Here is a 13065-nt window from a genome sequence, read left to right as displayed (position 1 = left end):
CCTCCCGCTTGCGCCGAGGCCGAGCCTGAACTAGAATTTTAGACTTTATTGCTCCTGCCCCTGTCCACGAGAGGAAACCATGACCGGAGCTTGGATCATCGCCCTGGCCGCCCTGATCGACGCCGTTATCGGCGACCCGCCCACCTGGCCCCATCTGGTGCGCTACATGGGACGGGCCGTGGACTGGCTGGAGTGCCGTTTACGCGCCTGGTGCTTCTCGCCCACGGACCTCAAGGTGGCCGGGGCCATCCTGGTCTTGGCCGTGGCCGGCGGCTTCACCTTGGGAGCCCTGGCTCTTCTGGTTCTCTGCGCCTGGATCGCCGCGCCGCTGTATTGGCTGGCCGCCCTTCTCCTGGCCTGGCAGTGCCTGGCCGCGGGTCAGCTCTGGCGCGAGGCCCGGGTGGTGCTGGACACCCTGCGGGCCGGGGATTTGGTCTACGCCCAGGGCCAACTGGCCATGATCGTGGGCCGCGACACCAGCCGCCTGGACGAGGAGGGGGTGCGCCGCGCGGTGGTGGAGACGGTGGCCGAGGGCTTCAACGACGGGGTGGTGGCTCCCCTGTTCTACCTGGCCATCGGCGGGCCGGCCGCGGCGGTGGCCTACAAGGCGATCAACACCCTGGACTCCATGGTGGGCTACAAGAGCGACACCTACCGCGACCTGGGCTGGGCCGCCGCGCGCATGGACGACATCGCGGGCTGGATTCCGGCCCGGATCAGCGCCCTGATCCTGGTGGCGGTCTGCCCTCTGCTGGGGCTCAGCGCCAAGGACGCCTGGCGGGTTACCCTGGCCGATCACAAGGCCCACAAGAGCCCCAACTCGGCCTGGCCCGAAGCGGCCGCGGCCGGGGCCCTGGGGGTCATCCTGGGCGGGCCCAACTATTACGGCGGCCGTTTGGTGGACAAGCCCTGGATCAACCCCAAGGGCGGGCCGGTGACCAAGGGCGACGGCTACCACTGCCTATCGCTCATCCAGGTGGCCTTCGTGCTGGCCACGGCGGCGGCGGTTCTCTGCGCCTGGGGCCTGGGTTGGTGGGGTTAGGGCGGCTTCGCCAGACTGTGTAATTTCCCCTTAAACTTTCTTGGCGCTCAGCCTGATCTCGGGCGGGTTCAGGAGCGCCTTTTTCACGGTGCACTGATTGGCCACCCGCACCACCGCCTTTTCATAACGCGGCGGAAAATCGGGCGGCAGGTTTATCTCCAGCTCGATGGCGTCCTTGCCTTGGCCGTCGGGGTCGGGCACGGCGCGCTGCACCAGGGTCAGGCCCTCGATGGAGATGTGGCGGGCCTGGCAAAAGCTGGACACGTAGAACCCCGCGCAGGTGGCCAGGGAGGCCAAAAACAGCTCAAAAGGCGCGGGGGCCTTGTTCTGGCCGCCAAAGGCGGGCGGCTGGTCGGTGAGCACCTCGAAGTCGTCCCAGCGGGCGCGCACCTCCGCGCCCGGCCCCAGCTCCACTGTCATTTCCATGCCTAGCCTTTCCTGGTTGGCGGCGTCATGCCTTGAATCTTTTTGTAGCAAAAAAGGCCCATAATGGGCAGGCATTTGTTCGCGGCCCTTGGCCCCGGGCGCCTAGGCATGGTAAGCATAGGATGGGCTCGCCGCGGCGGGCCGGTGTTTATTCGGGGAGGCGATGGCTTGGCAACAGGGCCGCAACGAAAATTCGGGGAACGCCTGAAGTTCTGGCTGGTCACCCAGCTCGCCGCCCGCCTATTGCGCGCCATTTTCCGCACCTGCCGCAACGAGATATTGCGTCCCGACCTGGTGGAGAAGTTCTTCGACGCCGGCCGCCCGGGCATCGGAGTCACCTGGCACCGGGGAGCCATCTACGCCCTGTACTATTTCGGCCCCCTGCACCCGGCCATCATGATCAGCCGTTCCCGCGACGGCGAGTACCTGGCCCGCTACCTGGAGATCATGGGCGGGGTGCCGGTGCGGGGCTCCTCCTCCCGGGGCGGCCTGACCGCGCTAAAGGAGATGGCCGAATATCTGCGCGAGCACCCGGAGGGCTACGCGGCCACCGTGGCCGACGGCCCCCGGGGTCCGCGCTACCACGCCAAGAAGGGCATGATCGCCCTGGCCGCGCGCACCGGCTTGCCTCTGGTGCCCCTCATGTGGTCCTCCAAACGGGTGTGGGTCTTGCGCAAGACCTGGGACCGCACCATGATCCCCAAGCCTTTCGCCAAGATTGTGCTCACAGCGGGCAAGGAGTTTTACTATCCTCCGGACATCAAGGGCGCGGCCCTGGAGCAGGCCCGGCAGGAACTGGAGGATGAGATGAACCGCATCAAGGAAGAGTTGGACGCCATCACCGGCTACGAGGACCCGGCATGAAACGCGGGGGCGGCCAATGAGCAAGCGGCGTCCACCCCGCAAGCCGCGCAAGTCCGGCGCCGCGGGCCGCTCCGGCAAGCCCGGCAAGCCGTCGGGCAGCCGTTCCCGGCGCACCCCGCCGCCCGATCGCACCCCCTTCTCGCCCTCCATCAACCCCAAGCTCAAGCCAGTCCTGGCCAGCGTAGGGGTGCCCGAGGACGCGCCCTTTGTGCCCGACCCCTTCCAGCAGGAGGCGGTGGACACCCTGGCCAAGCAGGACGTGGTGGTGAGCGCGCCCACGGGCAGCGGCAAAACCTGGATCGCGGAACAGGCCATCGCCCGGGCCCTGGCCGCCGGGCAGCGGGCCTGGTACGCCAGCCCCCTCAAGGCCCTGTCCAACGCCAAGCTGGCCGAGTTCGGTCAGATCTTCGGGCGCGAGAACGTGGGCATTCTCACCGGCGACCGCAAGGAGAACCTTGGCGCCCCGCTAATCGTGGGCACCACCGAGATTCTGCGCAACCAGCTCTACGACGCCATGTACAAGGGCATGGACCTGGACGCCGGCCTGGTGGTGCTGGACGAGGCCCACTTCCTGGGCGACCCGGACCGGGGCGTGGTCTGGGAAGAGGTGATCATCTACCTGCCCGTGCGGGTGCGCCTGCTGCTCCTCTCGGCCACGGTGGCCAACGCGGCCCAGATCGCCCGCTGGCTGGAGTTCGTGCGCGACGAGCCCTGCGCCACGGTGCTCAGCGACCAGCGGCCCGTGCCCCTGTACCCCATTTTCCTGATGCCCGACGGCGAGCTGACCCCGCTCAAGAGCTCGCGGGGCCTGTTCGGCAAGGTCAAGTACTACGTGGAGAACGAGGGCCAGCGCCGCCGGGGATGGCAGGCCACCCATTTGCCCCCCTTCTCGCGGGTGCTCTCGGCCCTGGGCCACGCGGACCTGCTGCCCGCCATCTTTTTCCTCAAGTCGCGCTCGGACTGCGACGCGGCCCTGGGCCACGTGGCCGCCGCCCGTTTGCTCACCGACGCGGCGATGGAGCAGGAGCTCAACCAGGAGATCGACGCCTGGGTGGAGGCCTATCCCTTCCTGGCCGGGCAGGAGCAGGTTCAGCAGATCCGCAAGGTGCAGGCGGCCAGCCACCACGCCGGGCACCTGCCTCTGGAAAAGCTTCTGGTGGAGCGGCTCATGCAGAAGGGCCTTCTGAGGGCCATCTTCTCCACCAGCACCGTGGCCGCGGGGGTCAACTTCCCGGCCCGCACCGTGGTCATCACCCAGAGCGACCGCTTCAACGGCCGCGAGTTCGTGGAGCTCAAGGCCACGGACCTGTTGCAGATGACCGGCCGGGCCGGGCGCCGGGGCATGGACGAGATCGGCTTTGCCTGCGTGGTGCCCGGTCCCTTCAACGACATCCCCCTGGTGGCTTCCCTGCTCACCTCCGAGCCCGAGCCCATCGAGAGCCAGCTGTCCATCAACTTCTCCATGGTGCTCAACCTGCTTCTCTCGCAGCGCCCGGCCGAGGTAAAGCAGATGCTGGGCATGTCCCTGGCCACCTTCCAGCGCCTGGAGCGCACCGGCGGCAAGCCGCGCACCGGGGCCGGGCCCCAGCGGGCCTTAAAGGCCCTGGCCCTCGAGCTGTCCGACACTGACTGCCCTGGCCCCGAGGAGGCGGTGGTGCGCCGCCGCCGGAGGCGGCAGCTAGAGGCCATGCGTCAGCGCATGAGCAAAGAGCTAAAGAACGAGGGCGCGGGCATCTGGGGTGCGCTGAGCCGGGGCCGCGTGTTCATGGACATGTACGGCGCTCCTTGGGCCGTGCTTCGGCGCGAGACCAACAACGGCGAGCGCGGAGTGCTGGCCGTGGGCCTGGAGCAGGACCGCCGCCTGACGCGGGGCAAGCCGCGTTTGCAGTTCATACCCCTGGAAGAGGTGGCCGGGGTGTTTCAGGAAGAGCTCAGCCTGCCTCAGGCGGGCGGTGGCCGCGCCCTGGCCGGGGCGGTGATGGAGCAGGCCCCGGAGCATCCCACTCCCCTGGGCGCGCCCCAGATCGAAGAGTTGGCCGCCCAGGAGTCGGCCGAGCTGGCCGAGCGCCTGTCCGAGGTGGAGATGGAGCTTTCGGGCCTGTTGTGTTTGTCCTGCCCGGCCGAGGCGGACTGCCGCACCGAGAAGCGGGGGCTGGGCAAGCTCCTCCACCAGGCCGAGGCGCTCATGGCCGAGGTGGCCCAGGAGAGCCACGCCTTTTGGTACGACTTCGTGCGGCATCTGGAGTTTCTCAGGACCGAAGGCTTTGCCGACCCCCAGGGAAAGCTCACCGGCGACGGCCTGTGGGCCAGCCAGCTTCGCCTGGACCAGCCGATACTCATCGCAGAGGCCATCCGCCAGGGCGCCCTGCCCCAGCAGGACCCGGTGCTCCTGGCCGGGCTCATCGCCCTGTTCGTGGACGACCGCGAGCCCGAGGCCGCCCCGCCCCTGCCTCCGCGCCTGCGTTCGGCCCTGTCCGGGCTGCGCCAGGCCCTGGACCCCATGATGGACCGCCTGCGGCAATGGGGCTTCAACACCCCGGTTCTGCCCTACTCTGCCGCGGCCGCGGTTTATGCCTGGTGCCAGCTTATGGAATTCGAGCAGGTGGTCTTGCTCTACAGCGGGGCCGAGGGCGATTTGGCACAGCTCATCTACCGCACGGCGGACAATTTACGCCAGATCATCTCCCTCCGGGAGACCCACCCCCACCTGGCCGACACCGCCCGGGAGGCGGTGGAACTGTTGCTTAGGCCACCGGTGGTGGTGCCAACCTAGAAATATCAATCAGTTGATCGCAACTGTTAAATATTGCAACACCAAGGTGTCTTATCTTGTTACTTTTTTCTTTAAGTTTTGTCTGGTGTTGTGATAAAAAGCACCCAGATAATGTGCGTTGCGGACCCGAACATTTTGTTTTGAGTCCAGCAGTGTTTGTATTAGAGTTTTAGGGCTTGTAACCGAAATCACTAATTCCCCGCGCCCTTTCTTTTCAGCGGATCAGGAGGGGAGGACCAGAAAACCATGTCTCACGATATTGATCACGGCGGCGGCGACGAAGGCAGCCTCAAGGGGCGCCTGCTCTGGATGGGCATCGGCGTGGCCATCTTCCTGCTGGTGGGCTTTGTCCTGCCCACCCCGGAGAGCGTACTCTCGGTGGTGCAAAAGGGCGGTTTCGCCCAAAAAATGATTGATTGGCACATAGCCACCAACGCCGCCGAGGCGGCCCACAAGACCATGCTGGTGCTGGGCATCATCCCCATGGCGGTTATCTTCTTCGCCACCGAGGCCATACCCATCGGCCTCACCGGCGTGCTCATGCCCATTCTGGCCTACTTCCTGGAACTGATGCCCTCCTCCATGGTGGGTAAGACCTTTGCCGGCGACGCCCCCATGTTCCTGTTGGGCGTTTTGGCCATGGGTGTGGCCGTGGTGGACGTGGGCTTGCACAAGCGCCTGGCCGCCTGGCTGTTGGGCTGGACCAAGGGCTTTATGGTGCCGGTGTTCGTCTTGTGCATCTCCATGTCAGTGGTTGGTTCGTTCATTTCGGCCCACGCCATGTGCGCCTTCATGACCCCGGTGATGATGGCGGTGTATCTGGGCGCGGTGGCCGCGCGCTCCAAGCCCGGCGGGCCCATCGAGCATGACCCGGCCCTGGCCAAGTTCCTGCTTTTCGCTTTGTGCTTCGCGCTCAACGTGGGCGGCGTGGGCAGCCCGGCGGCCGGCGGCCGCAACGTGATCATGATGGGGTTCTGGGACGAGTACAACGTGCCCATGGACTTCTTCACCTGGATGAAGTACGGCCTGCCCCTGGTGCCCGTCATGGGCTTCCTGGTGGCCTTGTACATGGTCGTGCTGTTCAAGCGCAAAATAAAAACCACCGACCTGACCCCGGGCCTCAAGGCCATCAAGGACGAGACCAAGCGCATGGGCAAGATGAACTATGCCGAATACGTAACCTTCGGCATGCTTCTCTTGATCCTGGTCTTGTGGATTTTCGGCGGCCACGACCTGGGCCTGGGCGGACCTTCCCTTCTGGCCTTGTTGATCCCGGTCATCTTCCGCACCACCGACTGGCGCAAGATCCTGGGGGGCATCTCCTGGGACGCCTGGTTCATGTACTGCGGCGCCCTGACCCTGGGCGCGTTGCTCAAGGAGACCGGCGCGGCCATGTGGCTGGCCCAGACCTTCCTGGGCGCCCTGGAAGCGGTGGGCATGTCCAAGGGCTTCGGCCTGTGGGTGGGCATGAGCGGCCTGTCCGGCCTGATGACCAACTTCATGTCCGACGCGGGCACCACCGCCCTGTTGGGCCCCATCGTCATCCCCATGGGCATCATGACCCAGGTGCCCGGCGAGCCTTGGGCCGTGGGCCTGGCCGTGGCCTTTGCCACCAGCTTCGCCCACTTCCTGATCGTGGGTACCCCCAACAACGCCATCGTCTACGGCTTGGGGGTGTACCCGGACACCGGCCAGCGGGCCATCCACCCCACCGACTTCATCAAGTACGGCTTCGTGCTGTGGCTTCTGTGCATGGCCGTGGTGTGGGTCATCGGATTCCTGGTTATCTACAACGTGGTGGGCTTCCCGGACAGCGTTTTGCCCACCGCCACCGAGGCCATGAAGGCGGTGGGTGGGTAGGCGGCTTGTCCGCTTTGGAGCGCTGGTGACACAATGAGGTATGTACGACAGGCAAAGCAGGGGGGCTCCGCGAGGGGCTCCGCTGCCCAGAGATAAGGCAAGGAGGGTCGCCATGAAGAGCCAGACCTTGAAAGACTTGATGATCCCCCTGGAGGAGTACGCCTGCGTGGGCCCCGAGGCCACCATGCAAGAGGCGGTGAGCGCCTTGGAGGCGTCCTGGGACAAGACCCCCCGGGCCGGGAAGTTCAAGCACCGCGCCATTTTGGTTTTGGAAGGCGGCGACGTGGTGGGCAAGATCAGCCACTGGGACCTGCTCCGGGCCATGGAGCCCAAATACCGCCAGATCGGCGATTTCGAGCGCCTGACCCACTTCGGGCTCAACCCGGATTTCATGAAGTCCATGGTGGACAAGGAAGAGCTGTGGGAAGACCCCTGGGAGTTCATGTGCTCCCGCTCGGCCAACATCTCGGCCAAGGAGGCCATGCGCCCCCTGGATCAGGACGACTTTGTCGACGAAAACGACACCCTGGCCCACGCGGTGCACCTGCTGGTCATGGGCCGTAAGCTCTCGGTGCTGGTACGCCGTCAGGGCAAAGTGACGGGCATCCTACGCATTGTGGACGTGTGCGACTTCGTCTGCGAGCAGATGAAGGCCTGCAAGATCTGACGCGGCCCCCGCGCCGCAATAAATAAGGGAGGGCCTAGCGGCCCTCCCCTTCTTTTTGTGCGCGATCGCCCGGCCTAGAAGATGGCCTCGGCGAACTCCTTGGCGTCGAAGGGCTTCAAGTCTTCCATACCCTCGCCCAGGCCCGCGAAGCATATGGGCAGGCCCAGCTCGCCGGAGATGGCCACCACCACCCCGCCCTTGGCCGTGCCGTCGAGCTTGGTGAGGGCCAGGCCGGTCAGCGGCACCGTCTGGTTGAACAGCTTGGCCTGCTGAAGGGCGTTCTGACCGGTGGTGGCGTCCAGCACCAGAAGCACCTCATGGGGCGCGCCGTCGAGCTTCTTGCCCAGCACGCGGTGGATCTTTTTGAGCTCCTCCATGAGGTTGACCTTGGTGTGCAGCCGGCCGGCGGTGTCGATGAGCACCAGGTCGCGGCCACGGCTGAGCGCCGCCTCCACCGCGTCGAAGGCCACGGCTGAAGGATCGGCCCCTTCCTGGCCGCCCACGATGTCGCAGCCCACCCGCTCGGCCCACAGGGTAAGCTGCTCGCTGGCCGCCGCGCGGAAGGTGTCGCCCGCGCCCAGGAGCACCGAGCGGCCCTCCTGCTTGAAGCGATGGGCCAGTTTGCCGATGGTGGTGGTCTTGCCCACGCCATTGACCCCCACCACCATGATCACGTGGGGGTTGTTGTCGCGCGAAGGCACCTCGGCCACCTCGGAGAGCACCCCGGCGATGCCTTGGCCCAGGGCCTTCTTGAGGGCCTCGGCGTCCTTTAGCTCCTTGCGGGCCACCTGGCCCCGGAGCTGCTCGATGAGCTTGAGCGAGGTCTGCACCCCCAGGTCGGCGGTGACCAGCACCTCCTCCAGGTCGTCCAGGAGGTCGTCGTCGATCTTCTTGCCCAGGGTGATGCGGTCGATGGACCCGCCGATCTTGTCGCGGGTTTTCTTGAGACGCGCACCCAGGCGGCCCCACAGGCCGCGCTTGGGCTCCTCCGGCTCAGGCTCGGGTTCGGGCTCGGGTTCCGCTTCGGGCTCTAGCTCAGGCTCTGGTTCTGGTTCTGGTTCGGAAGCTGCCGGGGGCTCCTCCACCGGCTCGCCGGATTCGGCTTTGGGCTCCTCAGCCGTTTCGACCATCACGGCCTCGAGCAATTCAGGCTCGGGCACGGCGGCCTGGGCCGCTTCGGCCTCGCCTTCGGGAGCGACCTCTTCCGGGGCCTCGGGGGCCTGAGCCTGCTCCTCGACGGTCTCTGCTTCCTGCTTGTTTTTCTTGCGCCAGAAAAAGGCCATGTTGCTCTAACCTTGAGGGATAGGTTGGCGGATGCGCTTCCAGGGCTTGGCCGCAACTCTAGTCAGACCCGGCACGGGCGTCAAGGGTAGAGGCGGTGACAAGGACGGTGCTGGAATTGGGGCGGATAACAGAGGACGAAGAAGCAGGTAAGAGAGTAGTTGGAAAAGTGTCTCTGTTGGCCCCGATAGCTTGGCTATAGGGGTTGCGAGGCCTGGGCCGAGCGACAAGAAATCCCCAGCTGACCTATTGGATGCCGAGGCCCATCAAGAAGCTCCGCCGCCTCTTGCAGGCGGCTCCTCGCAATGACAAGGCTTTGGTTGTGCCTCCCCCACCCTATCCCCAACCTCTTCAGCTTCCCATGACCCGGCACCATCGCGCCCAACCAAAAAGGGCGGGGATAAACCCCGCCCCTACATTGCTCTTGATGTCCGCGTGGCCCGGCCTGACGGCCCAGCCTCTCCCCGCTTATACCCCTCGGCCCCACCCGCCTAGGCGGCCAGGGACTCGCCCTGCTCCAGGGTCACGGAGAGGACCTTGCTCACACCCTTCTGCTCCATGGTCACGCCGTAGAGGGTGCCCATGAGCTCCATGGAGGAGCGGCTGTGGGTGATCATGAGGATCTGGGAGCGCCGCGAGAGCTGCTGCAGCAGGTCCAGGAAACGGCCGGTATTGGCCTCGTCCAAAGGCGCGTCCACCTCGTCCAGGATGCAGAAGGGAGCCGGCCGGATGAGGAACAGGGCGAACAAGACCGCCACCGCGCTCATGGCCTTTTCGCCGCCGGACAGGGAATCGAGGTTTTTCACCTTCTTGCCGGGCAGCTCCACCATCAGGTGCAGGCCCGCTTCCAAGGGGTCCAGGCCCTCTTCCAAGACGAGCTGGGCGCTGCCTCCGCCGAAGAGCACCTGGAACACGCCGTCCAGGCGCTTGTTCACCTCTTCCAGGGTCTCCAGGAAGCGGCCCCGGGTGGTGCGGTTGATCTTGCGTATGGCCGAGCGCAGGTCCTCCAGCGAGGCCTCCAGGTCGGCCCGCTGCTCGCTGAGGAAGGTGTGGCGCTCCTCCAGGGCGGCGTGCTCGCTGATGGCCTCCAGGTTCACCGGCCCCAGGCGGTTGAGACGCTTGCGCAGGCGCTCCAGCTTTTCCTTGCCCCCGGGCAGGTCGAACTTGTCCTCGGGCAAAAACTCGCGGTAGCGCGCGGCCAGCTCCACCCGGCAGCGCTCCATGGTCTGCTCGGCCACCTGCTCCCGCTTGAGCTCCAGCTCGCGGCGGCGCCAGGCCAGCTCCTGGTTGGAGTTCTCGGCCTGCTTCAGCTCGGCGCGGGCCCGTTTGAGTTCGCCCTCCAGCTGGCCGGTGCGCGACTGGGCCTGGCCCAGCACGTCCTGGGCCCGCTTGAGCCCCGCCTCCTGGCGATCCAGCTCGGCGTAGAGCCCGCCCAGGCCTTCCTGCTCCTTGCCCCGGCGGGTGGTGACCTCGGTGAGGGTGGCGGCGGTCTGCTCCAACTCGCGGCCCAGAGCCAGCAGGCGGGCGGTGGAGCGGTCCAGCTCCTGTTGCAGGCGGTTGGCCTCGCGCTGGGCCTGGTCGCTCTGGTTGGCCTTGGCCTGGGCGGCCAACTTCACCTCGCCCTCGGCGTGGCGGGCCTCCTCCAGCTCAGCCCGGGAGAGCTGCAACTCCTCGCGGGCCATTTCCAGGGCCTCTTCCAGCTCCGCATCGCGGCCGCTAAGCGCATCGGCTTGGGCCGACAGGTTGTCGGCCTCGGCCTCCAGATGGCGCAGCTCACCCACGGTCTCGTCGCTCTCGAACTGCAAGGCTTCCAGGCGGCGGCGCGCCCCGGCGGCTTCCTGTTCGCTACGGGCCAGGTCGCGCTCCAGGCGGGCCAGCTCGTCCTGGCGGGCCTGTTGCTCCTCGGCCAGCACGCTGACCTCCACCTCGGCCTCGGCCAGCTCGGCCTCCCCGTTGCGGCGGCGCTGAGTGGCGGCCTCGGCTTCCTGCTCGGCCTTGGCCAGCTCCTCGCGGCGGGCGGCCAGTTCGTTGCGCCGGGTGAGCACCGAATCGCTCACTCCGCCGCCCACCGTGGCCAGGCCGGGGCGGTCCAGGCGCTTTCCGCCCGGGCTCACCACCACCTGGCCCGGGGCCAGGGAGCGGCCGGCCTGCCATGCGCTTTCCAGGTCCGGGCACCAGCCGGCTCCGGCCAACAGGTGCAACAGAGGCTCGAAGCCGGGCTCGGGCTTGGTCAGCCCGGCCAGGGGCTGGGCCTGGCGCGGAGCGCTCCAGCCGCCGCCGGCCAGCTCGGCCAGAGCCACCACCCGAAGGCGCCCCAGGCCTTTTTCTCCGGCCCAGGCGGCCAGGGCCAGGGCCTGCTCGCCGTCGGCCACGACCACCGCCTGGAGATCCGGCCCCAGGACCGACTCCACCAGGTCCTCGCGGCCCGGCTGCACGTTGAGCTTCTCGGCCACCACGCCCAGCACCGCGGACGGAGGACCGCCTTGGGCGGCGGCCTCCAAAACCTTGCGCACTCCGTCGCCGGCCCAGTCGTGGGATTCCAGGCTTAGCGCCATGGAGTCCACCGCCGCGCTCAGGTCGTAGCGGCGGCGGGTGGCCTCGTCCTCGGCCCGGCGCAGGGCGGCCAGCTCGGTGGTCAGCTCCTTGAAGCGGGCCTTGCCTCGGGCCAGGTCGGCGGCTGCCTCTTCCAGGGTCTCACGCAAGCGCTCGGCCTCGCCCCGGCGGGCTTCCAGGGCCTGACGGGCCTCGGCCTCCTGGGTGGCCTGCTGGCCGCGCTGCTCTTCCTGTTGGGAGGCGCGGCGCTTAAGGTCGGCCCTGCGGCGCTCCAGGTCGCCCAGGCGGTTCTTGATCTGGCTCAGGCGGCTCATGGCGTCGACCAGCTCGGCCTTGGCCAGGTCCACCGACTCCTCGGCCGTGGCCAGGGCCTCCATGCGAGCGGCCACCGCCTGGGAGGCCTCGCCGACCATGAGCTCGCTCTCGCGTTTGCCGCCCTCGGCCGAGGCCAACACCCGGCGGGCCTGGTTGAGCTCTTCCTGGCCGGCGGCAAGGCTGCCCTTTAGCTCCACCCGCTCGGCTTCCAGGCGCTCGGATTGACGCTTGAGGTTTTCGGCCTCGCGCCCCAGGAGGATCAGCTCGTTCTCGGCCTTTTGGATGGCCCCCTGGGCCTCCAGGCGGCGGGCGCCGGAGTCGCGTATCTCCTCCTCGGCCTCCAAAAGCTCCAGGCGGGCGGTCTCCAAATCGGCTTCCAAGGCGGCCAGGCGTTGCCCGGCCAGCTCCAGGCTGGTGCCCGCGGCCTCGGCCTCGGCGCTCACCTCACTGATCTCCTCGGTGAACTGGCGGTACTCGAAACTGGAAACGTTGAGGTCCAGGACGCGAATCTGGTCGCGCAGTTCCTTGTGGCGCTGGGCTTTTTTGGCCTGGCGCTTCAGGCGCTCCATCTGGGTGGCCACCTCGGCCAGGATGTCGTCGAGCCGGTTGAGATTGTCCTTGGTGCCCTGCATCTTGCGCAGGCTCACCTTTTTCTGGTTCTTGTAGCGGGTGATGCCCGCCGCTTCCTCCACCCAGAGGCGGCGTTCCTCGGGCTTGGCCTCGATGAAGGCCCCCACCCGGCCCTGCTCGATGATGGCGTAGGCCCGGTTGCCTAGGCCGGTGTCCATGAGCACCTGTTGGATGTCCTTGAGGCGGCAGGGCATCTTGTTGATCAGATACTCGCTGTCCCCGTTGCGGTACAGGCGGCGGGTGACCGCGATCTCGGCCAGCCCGGCATAGGGCTCGGCGGTGACGCTGCCGTCGTTCTCAAAAACGATGTTCACCTCGGCCATGCCGGCGGGCTTGCGGTTGTCGGCCCCGTTGAAGATCACGTCTTCCATGGAGGAGCCGCGCAACTGCTTGGCCGACTGCTCGCCCAGGGCCCAGCGCACCGCGTCCACCACGTTGGACTTGCCGCAGCCGTTGGGCCCCACCACCGCGCAAAGCCCTTCTGGAATATCCATCAGGGTACGGTCGGCGAATGATTTAAAACCAATGATGTCCAGGCGTCGAACCTTCACAGGCGCCCCACGCTAGAGTTCACTCATAATTAGCAAAAGTGGGGGTCATAGTCAATGGGGCACACAACATTGTGTGGGTCTCTTCCATTGACACAACAAGATG

At 66.8% G+C, this 13065-nt stretch carries 8 protein-coding genes; 5 read left to right on the top strand and 3 right to left on the bottom strand.

The features are described from left to right. Positions 1-79 precede the first annotated feature (79 nt). Entirely contained in the window at positions 80-1042 is a 963-nt protein-coding gene (gene cbiB / locus KQH53_07370; protein ID MCB2226484.1) for an adenosylcobinamide-phosphate synthase CbiB, read from the top strand. A 30-nt stretch (positions 1043-1072) separates the two neighbouring features. On the opposite strand, the gene KQH53_07365 is transcribed toward cbiB, so the two are convergent. Then, complete coding sequence (locus KQH53_07365; GenBank protein ID MCB2226483.1) at positions 1073-1462, bottom strand: OsmC family protein; 390 nt, start codon at positions 1460-1462, stop codon at positions 1073-1075. Positions 1463-1636: 174 nt separating this feature from the next. Here KQH53_07365 and KQH53_07360 point away from each other — a divergent pair, with 174 nt between their 5' ends. The 4 genes from KQH53_07360 (at position 1637) to KQH53_07345 (ending at position 7632) form a co-directional block, all read left to right on the top strand. Beyond that, positions 1637-2332 carry a lysophospholipid acyltransferase family protein gene (locus KQH53_07360; GenBank protein MCB2226482.1) on the top strand — a complete coding sequence of 232 codons (696 nt, stop codon included), beginning with the start codon at positions 1637-1639 and terminating at the stop codon, positions 2330-2332. A gap of 16 nt (positions 2333-2348) precedes the next feature. After that, on the top strand, positions 2349-5105 hold the full coding sequence (locus tag KQH53_07355) for a DEAD/DEAH box helicase (protein MCB2226481.1): 2757 nt from the start codon (positions 2349-2351) through the stop codon (positions 5103-5105). A 246-nt stretch (positions 5106-5351) separates the two neighbouring features. After that, the gene (locus KQH53_07350) at positions 5352-6965 is read left to right on the top strand and encodes an anion permease (protein ID MCB2226480.1); all 1614 of its coding nucleotides are present in this window, start codon (positions 5352-5354) and stop codon (positions 6963-6965) included. A 112-nt stretch (positions 6966-7077) separates the two neighbouring features. Beyond that, entirely contained in the window at positions 7078-7632 is a 555-nt protein-coding gene (locus KQH53_07345; protein MCB2226479.1) for a CBS domain-containing protein, read from the top strand. Positions 7633-7706: 74 nt separating this feature from the next. On the opposite strand, the gene ftsY is transcribed toward KQH53_07345, so the two are convergent. Both ftsY and smc read right to left on the bottom strand, forming a co-directional pair. Further along, on the bottom strand, positions 7707-8762 hold the full coding sequence (gene ftsY, locus KQH53_07340) for a signal recognition particle-docking protein FtsY (protein MCB2226478.1): 1056 nt from the start codon (positions 8760-8762) through the stop codon (positions 7707-7709). 642 nt (positions 8763-9404) lie between these two features. After that, positions 9405-12962, bottom strand: a complete 3558-nt coding sequence (gene smc, locus KQH53_07335; protein MCB2226477.1) for a chromosome segregation protein SMC — start codon at positions 12960-12962, stop codon at positions 9405-9407. Positions 12963-13065: the final 103 nt, after the last annotated feature.

The sequence above is a fragment of the Desulfarculaceae bacterium genome (assembly GCA_020444545.1).
Lineage (GTDB): Bacteria > Desulfobacterota > Desulfarculia > Desulfarculales > Desulfarculaceae > Desulfoferula.
The sequence above is the reverse complement of the archived record's forward strand: the minus strand, read 5'-3'. Positions and strand labels throughout refer to the sequence as shown.